This window comes from Bacteroides mucinivorans (assembly GCF_034654355.2).
Lineage (GTDB): Bacteria > Bacteroidota > Bacteroidia > Bacteroidales > Bacteroidaceae > Bacteroides > Bacteroides nordii.
Map to the genome: position 1 here is coordinate 1,538,528 of NZ_CP178179.1, position 24,204 is coordinate 1,562,731.

Consider the following 24,204-nt stretch of genomic DNA (forward strand, 5'->3'; position numbering starts at 1 on the left):
AATGTATGAAATTTGTAACATAATAATGTTACTGCATTGTAGCAATAATTAAAAACAAACCCTAACCAGTTAATTCAATGAGTGATTTAGAAAACAAAAAACAGGAAGAGGCTCCTAAAAAGCGCCCTTACAATCTGAGGGAGAAGAAGGAGAAAAAAGCTGCTTACCGTTCTTTAATAAGACCGGAACTAGCAGATGAGTTGTATGACAAGATTTTGAATATCGTTGTCGTTCAAAAGAAGTACAGAGACCCGGATTATTCAGCAAAAGATCTGGCCAAAGAGTTGAAGACGAATACGCGTTATTTATCCGCAGTCGTTAATTCTCGTTTCGGACAGAATTATTCTTGCCTTTTGAATGAGTATAGAGTGAAGGATGCTCTTCATCTTTTGACTGATAAGAGATATGCCGATAAGAATGTAGAAGAAATCAGTGCAATGGTTGGTTTTGCCAATCGTCAATCTTTCTATGCTGCTTTCTACAAGAATGTAGGCAAGACTCCTAATGGCTACCGTAAAGAACACGTTGAGAATAGCAAAAAGTAATCACGTATTTCTTTAGTTGAATAAAAAAGGAAATATTCCGGACGAAAAGTTTCGGGATACTTCCTTTTCATGTTTTTAGAAGATGGGGTGAGGGATTTATGAATTATGAATTGATAGTTCGCATAACTCATATTCCATAACTCTATAACTCATAACTTTATAACTTATAACTCTTATATACTACTTATGAAAAATCATCTTATTATTTCAGTTGCTACTGCTGCTGTTTTGTTGACAGGGTGTAGCGGGACTAAAAAAACAACTGCCCAGGCAGATAAATTTGATTATACAGTGGAACAATTTGCCGATTTACAGATATTGCGTTACCGGGTTCCGGGATTTGAGGACCTGTCGCTTAAACAGAAAGAATTAGTTTATTATCTTACTGAGGCTGCTCTTGAAGGACGAGACATCCTTTTTGATCAGAATGGGAAATATAATCTTCGTATCCGCCGGATGCTTGAAGTTATATATACTAATTATAAAGGTGATAAAAATAGTATCGATTTTAAGAATATGGAGACTTACCTTAAACGGGTGTGGTTCTCTAACGGTATTCATCATCATTACGGGTCTGAGAAGTTCGTACCCGGATTCTCTCAGGATTTTCTCAAACAGGCTGTGTTGGATGTAGATCCGGCACTGCTTCCGTTGGCTGAAGGGCAAACTGCAGAGCAGCTGTGCGAAGAGATCTTTCCGGTGATTTTTGATCCCACTATTATGCCCAAACGGGTCAATCAGGCTGATGGGGAAGATCTTGTGTTGACTTCTGCCTGCAACTATTATGATGGAGTGACCCAGGCTGAAGCTGAAGCGTTCTACGCTAAGATGAAAGATCCGAAAGATGAGACTCCGGTTTCTTATGGTTTGAATAGCCGTTTGGTAAAGGAGAATGGTAAGATTCAGGAGAAAGTGTGGAAAGTAGGCGGACTTTATACGCAGGCACTTGAAAAGATTGTCTATTGGTTGAAGAAAGCTGAAGGGGTAGCCGAAGATGATGCTCAGAAAGCTGCTATCAGCAAGCTGATTGAGTTTTATGAGACCGGTGATTTAAAGACCTTTGATGAATATGCCATTTTGTGGGTGAAGGATCTGAATTCCCGTATCGATGTGGTAAACGGGTTCACGGAAAGTTATGGTGATCCGCTTGGAATGAAGGCGAGCTGGGAGTCTTTGGTTAACTTTAAAGATCTGGTGGCTACACAGCGTACTGAAATTATCAGTAGTAATGCGCAATGGTTTGAGGATCACTCTCCGGTGGAGGCACAGTTTAAAAAGAGTGAAGTGAAGGGGGTATCAGCAAAGGTTATTACTGCTGCTATTTTGGCGGGGGATCTTTATCCTGCAACAGCCATTGGTATCAACCTGCCGAATGCTAACTGGATTCGTGCTCATCATGGTTCAAAGTCTGTGACTATTGGCAATATTACCGATGCTTATAATAAGGCTGCCCATGGCAATGGTTTTAATGAGGAGTTTGTGTATAGTGATGCCGAACGGGAACTGATTGATCAATATTCTGACCTGACGGACGAATTACATACCGACCTGCATGAATGCTTGGGACATGGTTCGGGTAAGTTGCTTCCGGGAGTAGATCCTGATGCATTAAAAGCTTATGGCTCCACTATTGAAGAAGCACGTGCCGATTTGTTCGGTTTATATTATGTGGCTGATCCGAAGTTGGTTGAACTTGGTTTACTTTCCAGTGACGAGGCATACAAAGCACAATACTATACCTATCTGATGAATGGTCTGATGACCCAGCTCGTGCGTATTCAGCCGGGTAATACGGTGGAAGAGGCACATATGCGTAACAGACAGCTCATTGCCCGATGGGTGTTTGAGAAAGGGGCTGCCGATAAGGTAGTAGAACTGGTGAAGAAGGACGGGAAAACATATGTTGTTGTGAACGACTATGAGAAGGTACGCCAGCTTTTCGGTGAATTGCTTGCTGAGATACAGCGTATTAAATCTACCGGTGACTTTGCTGCTGCCCGTGCATTGGTTGAAGATTATGCAGTGAAGGTAGATCCTGTGCTTCATGCCGAAGTTCTTGAACGCTATAAGAAACTGAATCTGGCTCCATATAAAGGGTTTGTTAATCCTAAATATGAGGCAGTTACTGATGCAAACGGAACGATTACTGATGTGAAGGTATCATATGATGAAGGTTATGCAGAGCAAATGTTACGTTATAGTAAAGATTACTCTCCGTTGCCTTCTATAAATAACTGATCTGAATGGATATAAAAGAACAATTAAAAGATATAAAGACACAGCTCCGGCTCTCTATGAACGGGGTTGTGTCTCAAAGTATGCGTGAAAAGGGGCTGAATTATAAGCTTAACTTCGGAGTGGAGTTGCCCCGTATCAAAAGTATTGCTGCTGCTTATGAAAAGAATCATGATCTGGCGCAGGCATTGTGGAAAGAGGACATTCGTGAATGTAAAATTCTGGCAGGCATCTTACAGCCGGTAGATACTTTCTTTCCGGAGATAGCCGATATCTGGGTAGAGAATATGCCGAATATCGAAGTGGCAGAACTTACCTGTATGAACCTTTTTCAAAATCTGCCTTATGCTCCTGCCAAGTCTTTCCATTGGATAGCTTCGGAAGAAGAGTATGCACAGGTTTGTGGCTTTCTTACCATTGCCCGTTTATTAATGAAGAAGGGAGATATGGCCGAACGTCCGGCAGGGGAGTTTCTTGATCAGGCAATTTGTGCAGTGCTATCCGGTACTTATCACGTACGCAATGCCGCTTTGCTTGCTATCCGCAAATATATGCAACATAGCGAGGAGCATGCTTTCCAGGTATGTCGCATGGTAGAAAGTATGAAAGACTCTACTGTAGAGGCTGAGCAAGTATTATACAATGTGGTGGCGGAAGAGGCAGAATAATTAAATAATGTGCCAATATGCTAATGTGCCAATGTACCAATTACTGTGCAGCATGATAGCACAGTATATGGGTATATTGGCATATTATTTAATTGGCATATTGGCACATTATTTAATTGGTACATTGACACATTGACGCATTCTTTAATTGGTATATTGGCATATTGTCATATTGGCACATTATTAATTGGCATATTGGCATATTAGCACATTGACACATTATTAATTGGTACATTATTTCTCATATTATTTTTGCTTTCCGCAAAAAAGGCTTAACTTTGTTGGCGCTAATTTCGTGCCGATATGGAAACTCAGAACGTAAAAGATACGGTAAGACAGATATTTACAGAATATCTTAATGCGAACGGGCATCGTAAGACCCCCGAACGTTATGCCATACTTGACACTATATATTCCATAGATGGACATTTTGACATAGATATGCTCTATTCGCAGATGATGAACCAGGAGAATTTTCGTGTAAGTCGTGCGACACTTTATAATACCATCATTCTGCTTATTAATGCCCGGCTGATTATCAAGCATCAGTTCGGAACTTCTTCCCAATACGAGAAATCATACAATCGCGAGACGCATCATCACCAGATTTGCACGCAATGTGGCAAAGTTACAGAGTTTCAGAATGAAGCGCTGCAAAATGCTATTGAGAATACCAGGTTAAGCCGGTTTCAGCTTTCACATTACTCCTTGTATATTTATGGGGTTTGCAGTAAGTGTGACCGTGCCAATAAACGGAAAAAAGTAAGTAACAACAATAAAAAAGAAAGATGAAAGTAGATGTACTATTAGGATTACAATGGGGCGATGAAGGTAAAGGTAAAGTAGTCGACGTATTAACTCCGAGATACGACGTGGTAGCACGTTTCCAGGGTGGCCCGAATGCCGGTCATACACTTGAGTTCGAAGGACAAAAATATGTGCTCCGTTCCATTCCTTCCGGTATTTTTCAGGGAGATAAGGTAAATATCATCGGCAATGGTGTTGTGTTGGATCCGGCTTTGTTTAAAGCAGAGGCTGAATCACTTGAAGCATCGGGACACAACTTAAAAGACAGGCTGCACATTTCAAAGAAAGCGCATCTCATTTTGCCTACACACCGTATTCTCGATGCCGCTTATGAAGCTGCTAAGGGGGATGCTAAAGTAGGTACTACCGGAAAAGGTATCGGCCCGACTTATACTGATAAGGTGAGCCGTAACGGTGTTCGTGTAGGTGATATCCTTGATAATTTCGACCAGAAATATGCTGCTGCCAAAGCTCGCCACGAACAAATCCTGAAAGGACTGAATTATACATATGATCTGACAGAGATTGAAAAAGCATGGATGGAAGGTATTGAATACCTGAAGCAGTTCCATCTGGTAGACAGTGAACATGAAGTAAACAACTTGTTGAGATCGGGTAAGAGCGTTCTTTGTGAAGGTGCACAGGGAACAATGCTTGATATCGACTTCGGTTCTTATCCGTTTGTAACTTCTTCAAATACGGTTTGTGCGGGTGCTTGTACAGGTTTGGGAGTAGCTCCTAACCGTATTGGTGAGGTATATGGTATCTTCAAGGCTTATTGTACACGTGTTGGTTCAGGTCCGTTCCCTACCGAGTTGTTTGATGAAACAGGCGATAAGATCTGTACACTGGGACATGAGTTTGGTTCGGTGACTGGTCGTAAGCGCCGTTGCGGATGGATTGACCTGGTAGCGTTGAAATATTCTGTGATGATCAACGGAGTTACTAAGCTCATTATGATGAAGAGTGACGTACTTGATACATTTGAGACGATCAAGGCTTGCGTTGCTTATAAAGTGAATGGTGAGGAGATAGATTATTTCCCTTATGACATCAATGAAAATGTAGAGCCTGTATATGCCGAACTTCCGGGATGGCAGGTTGACATGACGAAGATGCAGAGTGAAGATGAATTCCCCGAAGAATTCAATGCTTATCTCTCTTTCCTTGAAGAACAGTTGGATGTAGAGATTAAGATTGTTTCAGTAGGTCCGGACAGAGAACAGACTATTGAAAGATATACGGAAGAATAAACGCATTTTTAGATAATTCTTCATAAAACAGGAGGGAAACTATTGTGATATACAAAGTTTCCCTTTATTTTTGGCAAGCTATTTGTACAGATGTTTGTAGTATTCATTTTAATTAAAGAAAGTATATGATATCGTATTGGGTATTATTTATCGGAATTGCCGTAGTAAGCTGGTTGGTACAGATGAACTTGCAGAACAAGTTCAAGAAATATTCTAAGATACCTACCGGAAATGGAATGACAGGACGCGACGTGGCTATTAAGATGTTGAATGATAATGGAATCTATGACGTCAAGGTGACTCATACTCCCGGACAATTGACTGACCACTATAATCCTGCCAATAAGACAGTGAACCTGAGTGAAGGTGTATATGAAAGTAACAGTATTATGGCTGCTGCCGTAGCTGCTCATGAATGCGGACACGCTCTTCAGCATGCGCAGGCTTATGCTCCGCTGACGATGCGTAGCAAACTGGTTCCTGTAGTGAGCTTTGCTTCTCAATGGATGACCTGGTTGTTGCTGGCAGGTATCTTGTTGTTGAATTCGTTCCCTCAGTTGTTGCTGGCAGGTATTATCCTGTTTGCTATGACAACTCTGTTCAGTTTTGTCACTCTTCCGGTGGAGATCAATGCAAGTAAGCGTGCATTGGTATGGTTGAGCGCTTCGGGTATCACGAATTCGCGTAATCATGCACAGGCAGAGGATGCGCTTCGTTCGGCTGCTTATACGTATGTGGTAGCTGCACTCAGTTCTTTGGCTACGTTGATTTATTATATTATGATATTCCTCGGCAGAAGAGATTAAGCTGCTTCTGTTGTTCACCACAGAGGACACAGAGAGCACAGAGTTTTATTTTATTGAAACGCAGATTAACACAGGTTATCGCAGATTAAGATATTGTTATTCCTTGTCTTATATTTGTTTTCCTTTGCGTTAATCTGCGTTTTATATAGATAATAAACTCCGTGCCCTTTGTGTCCTCTGTGGTGAAATATAGATACGAGTGAGATTAACCCCAGATTCCCATGAATAATCAATAATTTCCTATAACTTTGCAGTTCGATAAATAAAACAGTTAGATTTATGGCAGCAAAACCAAGTATACCGAAAGGAACACGTGATTTTTCGCCCGTTGAGATGGCGAAGCGTAACTACATATTCAATACCATCCGCGATGTTTATCATCTTTATGGATTCCAGCAGATAGAAACTCCGTCTATGGAAATGCTTTCTACCCTGATGGGAAAGTATGGCGATGAAGGCGATAAACTTTTGTTTAAGATACAGAATTCGGGAGATTACTTCTCCGGCATCACTGATGAAGAATTACTGAGCCGTAATGCAGCAAAGCTGGCAAGTAAGTTTTGTGAAAAAGGATTGCGTTATGACCTCACAGTTCCGTTTGCCCGCTATGTGGTGATGCACCGTGATGAAATCACTTTTCCTTTCAAGCGTTACCAGATTCAACCCGTGTGGCGTGCGGATCGTCCTCAGAAGGGGCGTTACCGCGAGTTTTATCAGTGCGATGCCGATGTGGTAGGTAGTGATTCATTACTGAACGAAGTAGAGCTGATGCAGATTGTAGATACGGTGTTCACCCGTTTTGGTATCCGTGTCTGCATTAAGATCAACAACCGTAAGATCCTGACCGGTATTGCCGAGATTATCGGTGAAGCAGACAAGATTGTAGATATTACGGTGGCTATTGATAAGCTTGATAAGATCGGGCTGGAAAATGTGAACAGAGAGTTAGCTGATAAAGGAATCAGTGAAGAGGCGATTGCCAAGTTACAGCCTATTATCTTGTTGAGCGGAACGAATGCAGAGAAGTTAGCTACTTTGAAAACCGTACTTGCCGACAGCGAAATCGGAATCAAGGGAGTAGAAGAGAGCGAGTTTATCTTGAATACGCTTACAGCTATGGGGCTGAAGAATGAGATTGAATTAGACCTTACGCTGGCACGCGGCTTGAATTATTATACAGGAGCTATTTTTGAAGTGAAAGCACTGGATGTACAGATTGGTAGCATTACCGGTGGTGGACGCTACGATAATCTGACAGGTGTATTCGGTATGGCAGGTGTATCGGGGGTAGGTATCTCTTTCGGTGCCGACCGTATTTTTGATGTACTCAATCAGCTGGAACTTTATCCGAAAGAAGCTGTAAATGGTACGCAATTGCTCTTTATTAATTTCGGAGAGAAAGAAGCAGCTTTTTCAATCGGTATTCTGGCGAAGGCTCGTGCGGCCGGTATCCGTGCAGAGATTTTTCCGGATGCTGCAAAGATGAAGAAACAGATGAGCTATGCCAATGCGAAGAACATCCCGTTTGTAGCTATTGTAGGCGAGAATGAGATGAATGAAGGCAAAGCGATGTTGAAAAATATGGAAACGGGAGAACAGCACCTTGTTTCGGCAGAAGAGCTGATTGAAACCCTTTTGAAATAGGCTTTTCGCTCCCCGGAGCCGAGGACCTTGCTCCCCGGAGCCGAACCATCTCCTCCCCGGAGCCGAGAGATATCCTCCCCGGTGCCGCGTAAATGGCGCAGCACCGGGGAGTTTTTTTATGCTTTTCAGAATTCTATTTTGTCAAGTATTCCGCTTAGCCAGGCGATGGCTATTCCATAGTTTGTCATAGGTACTTTCTGTTCTTTGGCCTGTGCGATCCGGCTGAGTACATATTTCCGGTTGAACATACAAGCGCCACATTGGATGATAAGGTCGTACTTCTCCAGATTGGCCGGGAAATCATTGCCCGATACGATGTCTATCTGCAATCCTTCGCCTATTTTCTGGCGGAGCATACGAGGGAGTTTCACCCGGCCGATATCTTCCGACAGGGGAGCGTGCGTACAGGCTTCGGCTATCAGTACACGGGAGGTTTCTTTTAGCGTACCTATAGTGGCTGCACTGGCGGTGTAGTAGCCGATATCTCCTTTATAAGCGGCAAAGAGCACAGAGAAGGAAGTCAGTTTACTTTCTGCCGGTTTCCGTTCATATACGGTTTTGAAGACTTGTGAGTCGGTAATTATCAACTTTGGAGGGCGGGAGAGAGCCCGAAGAGTAACCTCCATCTGGTCGGTAGTACAACTCACGGCGATGCATTTCTTATCCAGCAGTTCCCGCAGGGTCTGTGCCTGTGGAAGAATGAGCCGCCCTTTCGGTGCCTGTATATCCTGCGGCATGACAAGTAAAACGAGGTCACCTGCCGAAACAAGCTTTCCTGTGATGCTTTGTGCATCGAAGTCTTCGGGTAGATGCCGGATGATAGCCCGGCGAATGTCTTCCATACCCTGCCGGGTGTTTGCACTGACGATGAGGGGAGATTCTCCGGTCTTACTTTCTATTACTGAGGCTATGGACGCTGCATCTTCCAGGATATCTGCCTTGTTGAGCAGCAAGATTACCGGGATATTCTTCTCTTTCAACTGTTGTATCCATTGAAGCTCTTTGTCCATATCCGGATGGCAGAGCAGGATGGCAATGTCTGTTTTTTCGGCTGCTTTCAGGGTGCGGGTCATCCGCATTTCGCCCAGCTCACCTTCATCGTCATATCCCGGAGTGTCGATAAAAAGGCAAGGGCCGACGTCCTGAATTTCCATTGCTTTGAGCACAGGATCGGTCGTTGTTCCCGGAGTATCGGAAACCAGTGCTACATCTTGTCCCGTCAAAGCATTGATAAGGGAAGATTTACCACTGTTTCGCCTTCCGAAGAGGGCGATATGGAGGCGGTTGGAATTGGGAGTCATCATAATTAATTAGTTGACAATTGACAGTTGACAATTGACAGTGGACAGTTAGCTGCGCTATCATTGCTGCGTAATATCGCGCAGCTAACTGTCAATTGTCCACTGTCAATTGTCCATTAAAAACGGAAGTCCCTTTTCCCTCCAGCTATTTCTTTCAGGTTTCTCAGGGCTATTTCTTTTATCTTCGGGTTGGGGATTTTTCCGGCTTCCCGTATGATCAGTTCTTCTCCTTTGGCACGTGTGGCGGGTGAGGCGTAATCTTCCAGATATTCTTTCAGGGTAACCAGTGCATTCGGAGCGCAGCAATTAGCTATCTGCCCGGATTTGACGAGTGACATGAACCGGTCGCCCGTTCTGCCTGCCCGGTAGCAGGCGGTACAGAAGCTGGGGATGTACCCCATATCGAGTAGCCAGCCCACAATTTCGTCCAGCGTACGTGTATCGCTCAGGTCAAACTGAGCAGAGTTTTCCGATAATGGTTCCGGTTCGGCATAACCGCCTACGCTGGTTCGCGAACCTCCGCTGATCTGTGATATACCGATATCAAGCACTTGCCGGCGCGATTCCTGCGATTCGCGGGTAGAAATGATCATCCCTGTATACGGCACGGCAATGCGGATCACTGCCACGATGCGGCGGAAAATCTCATCCGATATGGAGTTGGGAAAGTCTGCTGTATCAATATCGTCCGCCGGACAGATGCGTGGTACGCTAATCGTATGTGGCCCTACTCCGAAAGTGGCTTCAAGGTGTTCTGCATGCATCAGCAGACCGACAAAGTCATATCGGAATGTATTCAGGCCGAAGAGTACTCCGATACCTACATCATCAATACCTCCCTGCATGGCGCGGTCCATTGCTTCGGTATGCCAGGCATAGTTACTTTTGGGGCCGGTGGGGTGGAGGAGCTCGTAATTTTCCTTGTGATAGGTTTCCTGAAAGAGGATATAAGTGCCGATTCCTGCATCCCTCAGTCGGGTATAGTTCTTTACTGTTGTAGCTGCAATATTCACGTTTACCCGGCGGATTGCCCCGTTCCTGTGTTTGATGCTATAGATGGTGTCGATGGATTCAAGAATGTACTCAATCGGGTTGAGAAGCGGATGTTCTCCGGCTTCCAGTGCAAGGCGTTTGTGCCCCATGTCCTGTAAGGCGATTACTTCCCGGCGGATCTCTTCCTGTGTGAGCTTCTTGCGGGCAATGGTTTTATTCTTCAGGTGATAGGGGCAGTAGGTACAACCGTTGACGCAATAGTTGGAGAGATAAAGCGGTGCAAACATAACAATGCGGTTGCCGTAGAACTTCTGTTTGATTTCTTTGGCGAGGTGGAAGATGCGGTCTGTCAGTTCCGGCTGGTCGCACTCTAATAGCAAGGCTGCCTCGCGGTGAGTGAGTCCTTTGCATTGGGCGGCTTTCTCGATGAGCTGCTCGATAAGGGCGCGGTTGCTTTTGTGGGTACGGGCATATTCCAGCGTATCCAGAACCTCCTGGTGGTCAATGAACTCTTCTGCTTTCAGTGAATTGAGCTTATACATACATTCTCTTTTTTTAATTATCTCTTAGTACTCATCGCCTGGCGAACCTCCTCGTGTGGGAAGCACTGCATCTCCGCGTGTGGGAATTGCCGTGTATCCTTTTAGTGTGGGAAGCGTTCCGAAGGGATCTTCCCCGTGCGGAAAGTACTTGTTATATAGTTCGTACTTTCCCCTTACTTCCTGTGGAGAAAGGTTGGGCATCACTACATTGGCTCCTGCCAATATTCCCCGTTCGCGTCCGTCGGCGGCGAGGGTGGCGAGTGCCGTTGTCGCGGGGATAAGTGCTTGCGGATGCATCAGCCGGAAGATAGACAGCAGTCGTAACGTTTGTTCTACACTTCCCGAAGGTGACCCGGCAAAAGGGGTATTGGGATGCGGAATAAAGGGACCGATACCGATCATCTGCGGACTGAAACGCTCTATGAACCGAATATCTTCAATGAGATGTTCTGTTGTCTGTCCGGGGCTTCCCACCATGATGCCCGTTCCCGTCTGATAGCCTATCTCCTTTAGCCATTGCAGGCATTGCAGGCGGGTATCCTGCCGCATTTCTGCCGGATGCAATTGGCGGTAATGTTCTTCATTGTAGGTTTCGTGACGTAACAGATAACGATTGGCCCCGGCACGGAAGAAGCGTTCATACTCTTCGCGTGATTTCTCCCCCAAAGACAGCGTGATGGCACAATCCGGAAATTCCCCTCTGATGGCCGCCACAGTCCCCTCGATCCAGTCGGAAGATTGTGCCGCATCTTCACCTCCTTGCAGCACAAAGGTACGGAATCCGAGTTTATATCCCTGTCGGCAACAGTCGAGAATCGTTTCCCGGCTAAGCCGGTAGCGTTCCACCTGTATGTTTCCTTTTCGTATGCCACAGTAGTAGCAGTTGTTCCGGCAGCAGTTGCTTATTTCAATCAGCCCCCGGATGTAGATGTTGTTTCCGAAATTTGCCAGCGTCACTTCACGGGCCTGGGCGTGCAGATACGAAAGGACGTCTGCATCCCGGCACGTCAGAAGCGCTTTGTAGCCTTCCGGTGGGAGGCTATGTTCTTGTCTGAGTCTGTCAACTCCTATTTTCATAGGTTTCTTTTCGTTTGAGCAAATCCTGTACTAACTGTCGGCGGCCGGAAACAATATCGTTGTGTGTGCTTGGTCCGGTGATACATCCTCCTTCGCAGGCCATAACTTCGATGAACTGTCCTGCTGCCTTGCCCGTTTTGGCGCAAGCACGCAGCAGTGCTATGTTTTTCTTATTGATGTCCGATACCTGAAGCGCGTTTATTTTATCAGCTTCTTCTTTCAGATAGGCTTTGACAGCTCCCATCACACCGCCTGCCTGGGCAAAACCGTGTGCTTCGCGGACAGAGGTATATACCAAAGAGAACGGCTGTGTCTGTTCCAGCTGAATGTCCATTCCGTCGAGAATGGAACCTATCTCCTCAAATGTAAGGATAAAGTCCACAGCTTCGTCCCGGCGTATCTCTTTGCGCTTGGCTACACAAGGGCCAACGAATACGATCCGGGCATCCGGATGTTTTGCTTTCGCAATACGTGCAGCGTAGTACATAGGCGATCCGGTTGTAGATACATACGGTTTCAGTTCCGGGATGTGCTTCTCTACCAGTTCGATGTAAGACGGGCAGCAAGAAGTGGTCATAAAAGCCTGGCCTTCTTCCAGTTTTTCCAGTAACTCGTGGGCTTCGTTGCTGGTAGTATCCATGGCACCTTGTGCCACCTCTATCACATCTGCGAAACCTATTTCGCGGAAGGCACCGTATACATGTTCTATACTTGTCTTAAACTGTCCGAGGATGGAAGGTGCTACGATGGCTACCATTTTCTCTCCTTTACGGATGCGTTGCAGGATATCAAAAGCCTGCGATACTTCAAAGATTGCACCGAACGGACATGCGTTCATACACTTTCCGCAATAGATACATTTGTCTTCGTTGATGTGTTCAATACCGTTTGCGTCTTTGCTGATGGCTTTCACCGGACAGGCTTCTTCGCAGGGGACAGGGATGTAAACGATGGCATGATACGGGCAGCTTCTATGGCAGATACCGCAACTGACGCAAGTGTCGTGGTCAATCATCGCCTGTCCGTTTTTCTTGAAGCGGATCGCATCTTTAGGACAGTTCATGTAGCAACTGCGTGCCACGCATCCACGGCACAGATTGGTTATCTCATAGTTGATCTGTACGCAAGACGAACAGGCTTCGTCTATCACGCAGAAGATGTTTTCTTTGGTACATTCTTCTCTTTCCAGTGCTTGCCGGGCATATTCCGAAAGGTTAGTCAGTTCGTCATGCTCGTCTGTCATGTCAAGTCCCATCAAGGGGAGACATTTGTATTTCCACACAGCGCGTTCCTTATGGACGCAGCAACGGCCCAGAGGTTTCGATTTTTTGGGACTAAGCTCAATGGGAAGCCGGTCAATTTTGTCAATTAATTCATCTTTCTTCCAGAGTCTTACGAGGTCCGCCAGCAGTTTGTGGCGAACGATCATAACGTTGTTAGTAAATGCCATAATGTTTTTTTAGGGTTGTTAGGGGCTGCAAAGATAGTGAACTGTTTGCTGAAAAACTAATATTCGTTAAAGATGATTGTAATATGTACTGCGGGGCATTGAAAATGGAAATGTTACCGGTTTGTAAGCGTATTGTAAAACCCGGACTTTACTTTTGTAGCATGAATGTTTTACCGGATTAATCCATAATGAGGAGGTAACTGATATGAATAAGAATGAATGGATACAAAGAAGCCGCTTTGCCATGATTGGTACATTGATGACGATTGCAAGCCTGATGTTTTTGTTTTACATAGGTAGTTCGCTTATGGGCACTACGAAGAAATACCATGCTCAGGAGATAACACAGAGCCTGTTCTGATAATATGTTTCACCACAGAGGGCACACAGAATACAGAGTTTTAAATCTCTGATGAACCGCGGATGGACGCAGATTATCGCAGATTAAAATTCGGTTATTCTTTCTCTTATTTTTGTTTTCCTTTGCGACAATCTGCGTTTCAATAAACCACCGCCTACCGAACTTCCCCGTGCGGGATACACCGTACTTTTAATGTTTCCTTTTGTCCTGCTTTCAGCCCTGCATCAAAGAAAATACGAACCGAACCGGGATTGGGTGAATCATAACTCTGTACCGGTGTATTATCGGCTATGGAGAAGGAAGCGGAGGCCGGACTATCGATAATCAGATGTAACTTTTTACCTTCTTTGGTCAACTCTATCGTATGCGGGTCCAAAATTTTCGGAGTGGCGGAAGTGACCAGTGTCCAACGGACAGAGGCAGGGTTTGCAGCCGCCTGTACCCGGTCTGTTATTTGTAGATAACTCTCCTTGATAAGAACCACCTCTCTCGTAGCCTTTTTCAAATCGCCTTCAAACAGCGAAGTTAAGTCTACCGTAGCTCCCAACTTGTCATCTTTCGTATAGGTTTTCGTGATAGGGGCAAAACCTTTCACATTGTGTTTCTTACCGTTTACGGTTAGTGTGTTGTGCACAAAATTGTTATAGCGGAAGATATCCCAGCGCTGTCCGTTCTGGTTGCTATCCCACAAACGTACATTCTCTTTCTCCAGCGAATAATATTCCTGCATACCCAAATCCTGTGCCCAGCGTACTCCCAAAGCTTCGAACACAAAAGAGCCTGCATCCATATGTGCATGGCTGGTAGAGGCAGTCCCGCCTTTGATACCCACATAACATCCTTCACCTTCTTTCCAGGAAGTGTGTACCAGTGCTACCGGAGTTTTACCATGTCCTACCCATATTTTTGCAGTCGGGGGAGTAACTTCCTTCATGTCAATAAGAGAACCGTAAATGAGTATAATGGGCAGAAAACGGGTCTCTTCGGCTGTGAAATGAGTATCTGCACGTGATAAGAATATCTTCTCATTCCATAGCAAAGAAGGATCTTTCTGGCGGGCAGCGAACCAGAAGGTAGCCGGTAAAGCCTGGATGGTTTCGCGTGCATCGCTGAAGTTAAAGGCAAGTCCGGTAGTTCCTGCCATATATTCCATATAGCGGGCGGACTCCATGAAGCCTTCCACCTTGCACAATCCGCCATCGGAACCTAAGGCAGATTCCAGTGCAGCAATCAGGAAAACATTAAAGGTGGTTCCGTATCCCCAGTAGTTGTATCCTTCCGGATAGTTGCCGTCCGGCGCATATCCTTTCACCGAAATACCGATGGTAGACATAGCCCGTTCGATGATTTCGATTGCTTCTTCCCGATGATCCTCCATAATAGCGAGTGCTCCGTATACCATACCGGCGTTGCAAACCTGGTTCCAGTTATTCTCTGTCCGTAGGAAAGAGTTGTATTGGCGGTCTTTGGATGGGGCAAAACCTTTATTCAGAATCGATTCTTTAATCAGTTTCTTTGTTTCGGGCTGCAATTTATCATAAAGCCAGTCATAACCTAAAGAGACAGCCAACGTCATCTCTCCCGTATCCAGAAAGTGAGAGGGATTCCAGTCCTGGAAAGAGCAAACGGCAATCATCTCCTGCTCGGCACGTAACCGGTATTTTTCATCATTCGTCATTCGGTAGACGAACGAAAGGTAGAAAATACGTCTTAGCGCTTCGCGGGATACAGCTAAAAGGCGGCGTCCCTCTTTCTTATAGATCAGTGTAGGTCGGATGAGTAATTTGTCGGATTCATACAGCATGTAATTATACACCCGTTGTAGTTCGACGCTTTCGCTGAGGCTTTTGTGAATACGTTGTTCTTCGCCTTGTTTCAGTAATAAGCGGGGATGCTCTTGCAGCTGACTGTAATTGAACGTTTGCGCTTTAAGGTGTGTTGCACTTCCTATGCACAGGCACAGACAAGTGTAAATAAGAACAAGTACTTTGTTATTCATGGCCGGGATAAATTAGTATTAAAACATAAACATGGCAACTCCTACAATACGGTTGTTGCAGACGGAATGGGTATCTTTTATTTTTCCGTTAGAGGCATCCATTGAACCGTACCAGGCAGAACTTAATGTATATTCGAGTCCGAATTTCCAGTGGGCTACATTGTAAGTAAGTTCGGCTCCTGCCATTACTACCTGGTCAACATCGGTTCCTGTACCGTAAAGTTTGGTGACGGCATCACCTGTTCCTAAATTTTTGGTATATCCTAAGAAGATACCCGGTTTCCACTTCTGACCGTACACTACGTTAAGCCATGAGCTGGAATTCAGAATAGAAGCATACTCCTGTTCACCTGTCCATTGATTGGTGGACTTAACACCGTAACCGCCCAACATCGAAGTTTGTGTCAGGTTACTGCCAAGTACACTTTTGGCTGCAATGAACCAGTCTTTATTGGTGTATCTCACATGTGCTTCGTAGGAGAGGGTAGTGAGGCGTTCGTCCACTTTATAAGTTTTGCTGACTTCCGCCTTTGTAACCGGATCAACTATCGTTACCGTTGATTCCGTTCTTGGTTTGAGAGACAGTAACTCAAGACCCACACCTGCCAGCCAGTTTCCTGCCTTATAGTCTATACCGGCATAAATCTCCGGTACGCAACTGTTTTTAATATAATTCTGGCTCTTTACATTATTCGGTCCTACCGACAGATATTGTGACTGCCAGATAGCTGCTGCCGTCAGTTGCATGTTCTTGTTCTTGAATTGATAGCGTATCTGCGGAGCACGGCTGAAGGGCTGAAAAGGGGCTCCTACCGATAAGTTTAATATTTGCGGAGAGACATCACCAAACAGGGGATGCCAGGTCTGTCCCAATAATAGAGCAGATTTCCCCCAGTCCAGATTCAGATAGGCGTGTCTCAGGCGAACAGTGGAATAGCTTGTTCCTGAACCTCTGAAGTCTACTTCTACTTTGGCTGATGTTTTGGCTTTTCCGAGTTTCGGACCGGTCACATCCACTCCAAGCCGGGTGTATAAGGTATAAAAACTTCCATTAGCAGTCGCATTCAGGTCTTTACCATTTGCATCCAGTCTTTCGTCGAGTGGATACATGTAGAATAGCCCGTCTACTGTTTCCTGATTGGCACGGCTATTATAATAAAGGTCTGTACGGATCTGACCATAAAATTTATAACTGAAATCTTTCTTCTGGGCCGATCCGTTTATTGCTGCCAGAAGGCATACTGTAAGTAGTAGATTCTTTTTCATAAGTAAAATGTTTGCGTAAAATGACGTGCAAAGGTAGAAAAAAGTAGTTGGAATTTAGTAGTAAGTAGTTAGAAACTATACAGTATATTCTGTAATAAGTATTGTATTCTAATTAAATGATAGTATCATAGAAACGCAGATTATCGCAAATTTATGGTACACAAAGATAATAACGGATGTATTTTATTTTGCCCTCTCTTGTCATTTTGTCAGTCTTTGTCTGCCAAACCAACATCTTTCCAATATCTTTTCGCTTTGGCACAGTTTTCGCAATTTGTTTTTCGTCCTTCCAAAAGGATGACGAATAATATAATTATGTATAACATATAAAACAAAAAAGTAACTATGAACATTAAACCATTAGCAGACAGAGTGCTTATACTCCCTGCACCTGCAGAAGAAAAAACAATTGGCGGTATCATTATTCCTGATACAGCAAAAGAAAAACCTTTGAAAGGTGAAGTTGTGGCAGTAGGTCACGGTACAAAGGACGAAGAGATGGTATTAAAGGTAGGTGACACCGTTCTTTATGGTAAGTATGCCGGAACAGAACTTGAAGTGGAAGGTGCAAAATACCTTATCATGCGTCAGAGTGATGTTCTCGCTGTTTTGGGATAATTCATAATTGAAAATTAATAATTTATAATTGATATAGACTTATGGCAAAAGAAATATTATTCAATATCGATGCCCGTGACCAATTGAAAAAAGGTGTCGATGCTTTGGCAAATGCAGTAAAAGTAACACTTGGCCCGAAAGGACGTAACGTAATTATTGAAAAGAAGTTTGGTGCTCCTCACATCACTAAAGATGGTGTAACAGTGGCTAAAGAAATAGAACTGGCAGATGCATACCAGAATACAGGTGCACAGCTGGTTAAGGAAGTTGCTTCTAAAACAGGTGATGATGCCGGTGACGGTACAACAACTGCAACTGTTCTTGCTCAGGCTATCGTAGCCGAAGGCTTGAAGAATGTAACTGCCGGTGCAAGCCCGATGGATATCAAACGTGGTATGGATAAGGCTGTTGCCAAAGTGGTTGAGTCTATTAAGAACCAGGCTGAAAAAGTAGGTGACAACTATGACAAGATTGAACAGGTTGCTACTGTTTCTGCCAACAATGACCCGGTTATCGGTAAATTGATTGCTGATGCCATGCGTAAAGTTTCCAAAGATGGTGTGATCACTATCGAAGAGGCTAAAGGTACCGATACTACTATTGGTGTAGTAGAAGGTATGCAATTCGACCGTGGTTATCTGTCAGCTTACTTTGTGACTAACACAGAGAAAATGGAATGTGAGATGGAGAAACCTTACATCCTTATATATGACAAGAAGATCTCTAACCTGAAAGATTTCTTGCCTATCCTTGAACCGGCTGTACAGACAGGTCGTCCTCTGTTGGTGATTGCAGAAGATGTGGATAGCGAAGCACTGACTACTTTGGTTGTGAACCGTCTGCGTTCTCAGTTGAAGATTTGTGCTGTGAAAGCTCCGGGCTTCGGTGATCGTCGTAAAGAGATGCTGGAAGACATTGCTATCCTGACAGGTGGTGTGGTGATCAGCGAAGAGAAAGGTTTGAAACTGGAACAGGCTACTCTCGAAATGCTGGGTACTGCTGACAAAGTGACTGTTTCTAAAGATAATACAACCATCGTAAACGGTGCTGGCGCAAAAGAAAATATCAAAGAACGTTGCGATCAGATTAAAGCACAGATTGCTGCTACTAAATCAGATTACGACCGCGAGAAACTGCAGGAACGTCTGGCTAAATTGTCAGGTGGTGTGGCTGTTCTTTATGTTGGTGCTGCTTCTGAAGTAGAGATGAAAGAGAAGAAAGACCGTGTAGACGATGCACTTCGTGCAACTCGTGCTGCTATCGAAGAAGGTATCATCCCGGGTGGTGGCGTAGCTTACATCCGTGCTATTGATGTGCTGGAAGGTATGAAAGGTGACAATGCCGATGAAACAACCGGTGTTGAAATCATTAAGCGTGCTATTGAAGAACCGCTTCGTCAGATTGTAGCTAATGCTGGTAAAGAAGGTGCTGTAGTCGTTCAGAAAGTTCGTGAAGGAAAAGGTGACTTTGGTTACAATGCCCGTATGGATGTTTTCGAAAACCTGCATGCTGCCGGTGTAGTAGATCCTGCTAAGGTAGCTCGTGTAGCTTTGGAAAACGCAGCTTCTATCGCTGGTATGTTCCTGACTACTGAATGTGTAATTGTAGAAAAGAAAGAAGATAAACCCGAAATGCCTATGGGCGCTCCCGGAATGGGAGGAATGGGTGGAATGATGTAATATCATCCCATGATTAAAAAGAGAAGCCGCTTCAGATAATCTGGAGCGGCTTTTTAGTCTTATCAAGTAAGCTCTGTTTCTTCCGGAAAGTCATTACAGACTTCCGGAAGAAACAGAATATAAATTTAAGGGATATTGGGATTGGCGTTGGTTTCACTTTCCGGAATCGCATATAGATAGTATGAACTGTTGGGAGTAAATTCTGTTCCATCAGGGAATGCCACTTCGTAGTGTCCGATTGGTTCGTTCTCTTCATACGTACCATCTTCTTGCCAGCAATCTATCAGGTATTTAGTATCTTCCGGTTTGTCACCGGTGATAATCTTGATACCTTCTATCTGAGCCATTTCTTCTTTAGTCAGCATTTCGCGTTCCAGGGGTTTTTGAGTTCTTAAGATGTCAGTCATGCTGAATCCTTCTCCCCATAGTTCGCGACGGCGTTCTACTAAAATTTCCTCAACGAGGTCTTGTTTGTTTTTTCCTGTTACATCATAATCAGTCAATCCTCTTGCGTTTCGCAATGTGTTGAGCGGAGCCACAGCATCTGTAATGGATGTTGCATTGTCTCTGGCCATAGCTTCGGCTTCAATCAGATACATTTCGGCAGAACGCATGACAACAATGTCACCAGTCTGGTCGGCGCGGATACGGAATTTACAATATCCCATATATCCTTCTCTCATCCATTTGAATAGTTCTCTACGGATATCATTCTTGGAGAACAGATTATAGAAATGAGGATCTGCCATAAAGCTATTATATGAGTCGGGTTCCTCTACATCTACATAGTAGAAGTTGTAGCTGGGATCGGACTGAGTCGTAGATTGAGGATGTCCCCATATCCATTCTGAATTACTTATATCATTGAAACCTTTATAGGTAGCAGCGTCTTTCATTAATGGATATCCTTCCTGAGCCGCTTTTGCTGCTTTCGCCGCTTCTTCATATTGGCCTGTCAGTAAATAAGCACGTGCCAATAATCCGTTGACTACACTTACATTGGGTTTGTACTTTTCCTGTGCTGTAGATGGAGTAAAACCGTCCAAATCAGTTTTCGCCTGTTCGAGATCCTTAAAGATTTGTGTGTATATCTCTTCTACGGTAGCTCTGCCTTTAGGTTCTGTTTTTGATGTAGTAGGTTCTGTGTACAGCGGAACACAAGGCGCACTTTTATCTTTCAGGTATGTGAACTGATAATGCTGCACAAGATGCAGATAACAGAAAGCACGCAAAGCAAGTGCTTGTCCTTGTGCATACCGGAAGTCTTCATCTTCTGTATCTCCTTTGATGGAGATTACAGAATTGCAGTTGTCTATGGTCTTATAGAATGTAGTCCATGCAAAACTGGCTCTCCCTGCAGTTGGAATAGAAACCTCATTTAATTTGTAAGTCGCACTAAATCCGTATGTGTTGGCAGTACGTAAAACAACATCACTACCCATCATATCATCTGCTAAAGATAAAGCACGATAACCAATGTTTGCATAAGTCGTTCCGTATTCCATTAAGTTATACCATGCACCGATGAATATACGTTCGGCATTTTCGGGAGTAGGAGCCAGACCCGAATCAACGGAATCTGTTGGAGTATGATCAAGGAAATCACCGCTACATCCGGTTACCATCAGTAAACCTGTAGCAAGTATAGCTGTATTCTTTATTAATTTTTTCATATTAAATTGTTGAATGCTGATTAGAATGAAACATTAATACCACCTGTTATCGATCTCATAGCAGGATATCTGTAATAAGTAACTCCTGTTATACCTTGTTCCGGGTCTAATCCCTGATGTCCGCTTAGGGTTAATAAATTATCTCCCTGAACAAAGATCTGAAGGTTACTCAAACTTATTCTTCTTATTAATGACTGAGGAAGCGAATAAGATAACATCACATTCTTTAGACGTAAATATGAGTTGTTGTACAGGAATCGCGTAGATGTACTGGTCCACTGGTTGCTTGTTGTGCTAAGGGCGGGAACATCTGTATATCTGTTTTCAGGAGTCCAGCGATCTAACATTTCTGTTGACCAGGAGCGTCCGGCGGCAGAACCTGAGTGAAGAATCATTATTTTATCACGGTCGTAAACATATCCGCCAATGCTATAAGAGAACATGGCTGATAATTCAATTCCTTTATAGGAGAATGAAGTATTGAAACCACCATATACTTTGGGCAAAGACGATTTGTTGACAAAGTAATAATTAGCTTTGCTATAATCATTGGTAGTAACTTTGATTGTATGGCCGTTTTCGTCTTTCTGATTCATATACCACAATGGTTCTCCATTGTCAGGATTGACTCCTGCCCATTCTTTGAGATAGAAATCATAGACAGAACGTCCTTCCTGCAGTTTTGTAAAACTGCCCTGAGGCATATCTTTCAAAGGCAATTCCGTTACTTTATTCTTGTAATGGGTTAAGTTTAATCCCAAATTCCATTTAAAGTCTTTCACGTCGATGATTGTACCTTTCAGATCAATTTCGAAACCTGTATTTTTCAGTGCTCCCACATTTTCGTCAACGGAGGTGTATCCGAGTGAAGAAGCTAAAGGACGTGAGTATAACAAATCTTTGGATTTACGTTGGAAGAAGTCGAAAGAACCCGATAGACGGTTGTTCCACAAAGAGAAGTCGATACCGACATTGAAATTTAAGTTGGTTTCCCATTTCAGATTAGGAGTAGCCAGACGGTCGGTTACCAATCCGCTTTCGTTGTTGTTCGAAATGATGGTATATAGACCGCTACTTGCATAATACGAACCTAAATTGTCGTTTCCTTGTGCACCATAGCTTGCTTTCAACGTCAATGCAGACAGCCAGTTTTCAGTACCTTGCATAAAGGCTTCACGGTTTATTCTCCAGGAACCACCTACCGACCAGAAGTTACCCCAACGTGTCTCCGGAGCAAAACGTGAAGAACCATCGCGACGGTAAGAGCCACTCAGATAATACCTGTCTTTATAATCATACTGAGCATTCATCAGATATCCTACTAAAGAATAGTCAATACGGTATCCTGAACCTCCTGTCACCTGTGAGCCTACAACCAACTCCGGATAATCAGGAATAGCCATTTTAGAACGTGAGGCTGTTAATTCGTCATAACGATAGGAGTATGCTTCTTGTCCTGCGAGGATGTTGAAGTGATGATCGCCTATTTTCTTGTCGTATGAGATAATATTATTCCAGGTCCATGAAAGTGTACGGTCATTTTCCCTACTGGAGCCACCTCCTGTATTAACTGCAGGACCAATCTTAGGATTTGTGTAGTCCAATGAATTGAAATTGATCAGGTCAAAGTTGAAACTTGTCTTAAACTTTAGTCCTTCAATGAATGTCACTTCTAAGAATGTACGGGCTGAAACTTCATCTCTCATACGTTCTGATTTGTCTAAAGGCAGTGTTGCCGGTAAGTTCCAGTTCGCATTGTTTGCACGGTATGAACCGAAGTCCGGAACCAGTTCGCCATCTTCTGTATCAAAAGAACCGTCTGCTTTCACTTTATAGATAGGGTAGAAGTTGGGCATTGTACGTCCTGCATTGATAACATTACTTGTTTTAGTATCAGATGATGTGGGGTAGTTTTGTTTAGAGTGGGCAAAACTGATGTTAGCACCTCCTTTTAACCATTTAGTCATCTCACTGGTGACATTGGTGCGGAGGTTAAAACGTTCATAACCTGACTCTAAAGCAATACCCTTATCATTCAGGTAGCCTGCTGAAAAATAATACTGGTTTGTTTTGCTACCGCCGGAAGCATTTAAACCTATTTCTGTGCGCAGAGCCTGTTGTTCCATAGCATCCTGCCAGTCGAAATCCCATAACGGAGTTGCTCCTGCCAGTAGTTTTCCATCTGTGCCTACCGGCTGCGGATAGTTGGTTCCGTAAGGGTTAGGACCACTGTTCATCAGTCTTTTTACTAAGTTGGCAGAGGCTGCGGCAGCTGCTGCTTCAGGTGTTGGATAGTTCTTTTTGTCTTTGGCATATTGATTGCGCATTGCTTCCCAATACAGCTCAAAATAATCATTTGTACCTACCCTGTCATAGTCTCTGATAGCCCGGTTGGACCCTCCGAACGTAGCTTTAAGGTTTACGCTTGTTTTTGAGTCTGTTTTACCTTGTTTGGTAGTAATAATGATGACACCATTGGCACCACGCGAACCATACAGAGCAGCAGATGCAGCATCTTTCAATACGGTCATAGATGCAATGTCTTCAGGATTAATGGCATTAATACTACCGTCGTAAGGAACTCCGTCTACTACATATAGCGGAGAACTTGATGCATTGATAGAACCAATACCACGGATACGGATATCGGCATCAGTACCGGGCTGTCCACTGGTTGCACTGGCCTGCAATCCGGCTACTGTACCCTCTAATGCCTTTGATATACTGGATGTTTGTAGTTTAGCGATGTCTTCTCCTTTTACAGTGGCTGCAGCACCTGTAAAACTGTATTTCTTGGCGGTTGCATAGGCTACAACCATTACCTCATCCAGTTCTTTGCTATCACTCTCTAATGCCACATTGATTACTTGTTTGTTGTTGACTGCGATTTCAATTGTTTTCATTCCTACAAAACTAAAAACCAATGTTCCGTTAGAAGGAACCTGAATAGAGTACTTACCGTCAATATCGGTAATAGTTCCGGTGGTGGTACCTTTCAATAAGACAGAAACTCCTGGCATGGGTTCTCCATCTGCTGTTGCAATACCTGTTACGTGTAAATCTCTCAGTGTTTCAGCATGGAGTATTCCTACTGAACAAATGAGCAAGAACGCTGTCAGAAAGCGTAAATAGATTCTCATAATTAGTAATGTTGTTTTAGGATTAATAATAAAAAAGAAATATAAAGTTTAGTATCTGTTTGAAATTTATTTTATTGACCGCAGAGGTAGGGAGTATTTTTATCCTGTAGTATTGTTGATTCTCCTGTTATATTGTTTCTCTGTGTG

The 24,204-nt window shown here is 43.9% G+C and carries 18 protein-coding genes; 10 read left to right on the top strand and 8 right to left on the bottom strand.

What is annotated here, in order from left to right; all coding sequences use genetic code 11:
- Positions 1 to 77: 77 nt before the first annotated feature.
- The 7 genes from VCM39_RS05340 to hisS all read left to right on the top strand — a co-directional run bounded on the left by VCM39_RS05340 (position 78) and on the right by hisS (position 7,958).
- Positions 78 to 545, top strand: a complete 468-nt coding sequence (locus VCM39_RS05340; protein WP_221651481.1) for a helix-turn-helix domain-containing protein — start codon at positions 78 to 80, stop codon at positions 543 to 545.
- Between the two features lie 186 nt (positions 546 to 731).
- Positions 732 to 2,783 carry a dipeptidyl peptidase 3 gene (locus tag VCM39_RS05345; protein WP_221651480.1) on the top strand — a complete coding sequence of 684 codons (2,052 nt, stop codon included), beginning with the start codon at positions 732 to 734 and terminating at the stop codon, positions 2,781 to 2,783.
- Positions 2,784 to 2,788: 5 nt separating this feature from the next.
- Positions 2,789 to 3,448: a DNA alkylation repair protein gene (locus tag VCM39_RS05350; protein WP_221651479.1), complete on the top strand. Its 660-nt coding sequence runs from the start codon at positions 2,789 to 2,791 to the stop codon at positions 3,446 to 3,448.
- A 303-nt stretch (positions 3,449 to 3,751) separates the two neighbouring features.
- Entirely contained in the window at positions 3,752 to 4,240 is a 489-nt protein-coding gene (locus tag VCM39_RS05355) for a Fur family transcriptional regulator (RefSeq protein WP_002560897.1), read from the top strand.
- On the top strand, positions 4,237 to 5,508 hold the full coding sequence (locus VCM39_RS05360) for an adenylosuccinate synthase (RefSeq protein WP_002560898.1): 1,272 nt from the start codon (positions 4,237 to 4,239) through the stop codon (positions 5,506 to 5,508). The genes VCM39_RS05355 and VCM39_RS05360 overlap by 4 nt, the downstream gene beginning before the upstream one ends.
- Positions 5,509 to 5,633: 125 nt before the next feature.
- Entirely contained in the window at positions 5,634 to 6,314 is a 681-nt protein-coding gene (locus VCM39_RS05365) for a zinc metallopeptidase (protein WP_002560899.1), read from the top strand.
- Between the two features lie 279 nt (positions 6,315 to 6,593).
- Positions 6,594 to 7,958 (top strand): histidine--tRNA ligase, encoded by a 1,365-nt coding sequence (hisS, locus tag VCM39_RS05370; RefSeq protein WP_221651478.1) that lies wholly within the window; start codon positions 6,594 to 6,596, stop codon positions 7,956 to 7,958.
- Between the two features lie 125 nt (positions 7,959 to 8,083).
- On the opposite strand, the gene hydF is transcribed toward hisS, so the two are convergent.
- From hydF to VCM39_RS05390, 4 genes are all read right to left on the bottom strand, one after another.
- Positions 8,084 to 9,262: a [FeFe] hydrogenase H-cluster maturation GTPase HydF gene (gene hydF, locus VCM39_RS05375; protein ID WP_322933255.1), complete on the bottom strand. Its 1,179-nt coding sequence runs from the start codon at positions 9,260 to 9,262 to the stop codon at positions 8,084 to 8,086.
- A gap of 113 nt (positions 9,263 to 9,375) precedes the next feature.
- A complete protein-coding gene (gene hydG, locus VCM39_RS05380; protein WP_322933256.1) occupies positions 9,376 to 10,794 on the bottom strand; it encodes a [FeFe] hydrogenase H-cluster radical SAM maturase HydG in 1,419 nt (472 codons plus the stop codon).
- Positions 10,795 to 10,818: 24 nt separating this feature from the next.
- Positions 10,819 to 11,871, bottom strand: coding sequence for a [FeFe] hydrogenase H-cluster radical SAM maturase HydE (gene hydE, locus VCM39_RS05385; protein WP_322933257.1), 1,053 nt, complete (start codon positions 11,869 to 11,871; stop codon positions 10,819 to 10,821).
- On the bottom strand, positions 11,855 to 13,321 hold the full coding sequence (locus VCM39_RS05390; RefSeq protein ID WP_322933258.1) for a monomeric [FeFe] hydrogenase: 1,467 nt from the start codon (positions 13,319 to 13,321) through the stop codon (positions 11,855 to 11,857). The genes hydE and VCM39_RS05390 overlap by 17 nt, the downstream gene beginning before the upstream one ends.
- A gap of 205 nt (positions 13,322 to 13,526) precedes the next feature.
- On the opposite strand from VCM39_RS05390, the gene VCM39_RS05395 reads away from it, so the two are divergent.
- A complete protein-coding gene (locus tag VCM39_RS05395; protein ID WP_002560905.1) occupies positions 13,527 to 13,682 on the top strand; it encodes a hypothetical protein in 156 nt (51 codons plus the stop codon).
- A 154-nt stretch (positions 13,683 to 13,836) separates the two neighbouring features.
- Here the strand turns inward: VCM39_RS05395 and VCM39_RS05400 are convergent, their stop codons facing one another.
- Positions 13,837 to 15,681: a heparinase II/III family protein gene (locus VCM39_RS05400; protein WP_322933259.1), complete on the bottom strand. Its 1,845-nt coding sequence runs from the start codon at positions 15,679 to 15,681 to the stop codon at positions 13,837 to 13,839.
- Between the two features lie 18 nt (positions 15,682 to 15,699).
- Positions 15,700 to 16,947 carry a hypothetical protein gene (locus tag VCM39_RS05405; RefSeq protein WP_221650773.1) on the bottom strand — a complete coding sequence of 416 codons (1,248 nt, stop codon included), beginning with the start codon at positions 16,945 to 16,947 and terminating at the stop codon, positions 15,700 to 15,702.
- 345 nt (positions 16,948 to 17,292) lie between these two features.
- Between VCM39_RS05405 and VCM39_RS05410 the strand changes: the two genes are divergently transcribed.
- Positions 17,293 to 17,565: a co-chaperone GroES gene (locus VCM39_RS05410; protein ID WP_002560908.1), complete on the top strand. Its 273-nt coding sequence runs from the start codon at positions 17,293 to 17,295 to the stop codon at positions 17,563 to 17,565.
- Positions 17,566 to 17,606: 41 nt separating this feature from the next.
- Complete coding sequence (gene groL, locus VCM39_RS05415; protein WP_221650774.1) at positions 17,607 to 19,244, top strand: chaperonin GroEL; 1,638 nt, start codon at positions 17,607 to 17,609, stop codon at positions 19,242 to 19,244.
- Positions 19,245 to 19,369: 125 nt separating this feature from the next.
- Here the strand turns inward: groL and VCM39_RS05420 are convergent, their stop codons facing one another.
- Together VCM39_RS05420 and VCM39_RS05425 are read right to left on the bottom strand one after the other, a co-directional pair.
- Positions 19,370 to 20,917, bottom strand: coding sequence for a RagB/SusD family nutrient uptake outer membrane protein (locus VCM39_RS05420; RefSeq protein WP_221650775.1), 1,548 nt, complete (start codon positions 20,915 to 20,917; stop codon positions 19,370 to 19,372).
- A gap of 20 nt (positions 20,918 to 20,937) precedes the next feature.
- Positions 20,938 to 24,057, bottom strand: a complete 3,120-nt coding sequence (locus VCM39_RS05425; protein ID WP_221650776.1) for a SusC/RagA family TonB-linked outer membrane protein — start codon at positions 24,055 to 24,057, stop codon at positions 20,938 to 20,940.
- Positions 24,058 to 24,204 lie beyond the last annotated feature (147 nt).

Excerpts from the sequence above, each read along its gene's own strand:
- VCM39_RS05340 (WP_221651481.1), top strand. The coding sequence starts at position 78 with ATGAGTGATTTAGAAAACAAAAAACAGGAAGAGGCTCCTAAAAAGCGC.
- VCM39_RS05365 (WP_002560899.1), top strand. The coding sequence starts at position 5,634 with ATGATATCGTATTGGGTATTATTTATCGGAATTGCCGTAGTAAGCTGG.
- VCM39_RS05420 (WP_221650775.1), bottom strand. The coding sequence starts at position 20,917 with ATGAAAAAATTAATAAAGAATACAGCTATACTTGCTACAGGTTTACTG.
- hydE (WP_322933257.1), bottom strand. The coding sequence starts at position 11,871 with ATGAAAATAGGAGTTGACAGACTCAGACAAGAACATAGCCTCCCACCG.
- VCM39_RS05355 (WP_002560897.1), top strand. The coding sequence starts at position 3,752 with ATGGAAACTCAGAACGTAAAAGATACGGTAAGACAGATATTTACAGAA.
- hydG (WP_322933256.1), bottom strand. The coding sequence starts at position 10,794 with ATGTATAAGCTCAATTCACTGAAAGCAGAAGAGTTCATTGACCACCAG.
- groL (WP_221650774.1), top strand. The coding sequence starts at position 17,607 with ATGGCAAAAGAAATATTATTCAATATCGATGCCCGTGACCAATTGAAA.
- hydF (WP_322933255.1), bottom strand. The coding sequence starts at position 9,262 with ATGATGACTCCCAATTCCAACCGCCTCCATATCGCCCTCTTCGGAAGG.
- VCM39_RS05400 (WP_322933259.1), bottom strand. The coding sequence starts at position 15,681 with ATGAATAACAAAGTACTTGTTCTTATTTACACTTGTCTGTGCCTGTGC.
- VCM39_RS05390 (WP_322933258.1), bottom strand. The coding sequence starts at position 13,321 with ATGGCATTTACTAACAACGTTATGATCGTTCGCCACAAACTGCTGGCG.
- VCM39_RS05425 (WP_221650776.1), bottom strand. The coding sequence starts at position 24,057 with ATGAGAATCTATTTACGCTTTCTGACAGCGTTCTTGCTCATTTGTTCA.
- VCM39_RS05360 (WP_002560898.1), top strand. The coding sequence starts at position 4,237 with ATGAAAGTAGATGTACTATTAGGATTACAATGGGGCGATGAAGGTAAA.
- VCM39_RS05395 (WP_002560905.1), top strand. The coding sequence starts at position 13,527 with ATGAATAAGAATGAATGGATACAAAGAAGCCGCTTTGCCATGATTGGT.
- VCM39_RS05345 (WP_221651480.1), top strand. The coding sequence starts at position 732 with ATGAAAAATCATCTTATTATTTCAGTTGCTACTGCTGCTGTTTTGTTG.
- hisS (WP_221651478.1), top strand. The coding sequence starts at position 6,594 with ATGGCAGCAAAACCAAGTATACCGAAAGGAACACGTGATTTTTCGCCC.
- VCM39_RS05405 (WP_221650773.1), bottom strand. The coding sequence starts at position 16,947 with ATGAAAAAGAATCTACTACTTACAGTATGCCTTCTGGCAGCAATAAAC.
- VCM39_RS05350 (WP_221651479.1), top strand. The coding sequence starts at position 2,789 with ATGGATATAAAAGAACAATTAAAAGATATAAAGACACAGCTCCGGCTC.
- VCM39_RS05410 (WP_002560908.1), top strand. The coding sequence starts at position 17,293 with ATGAACATTAAACCATTAGCAGACAGAGTGCTTATACTCCCTGCACCT.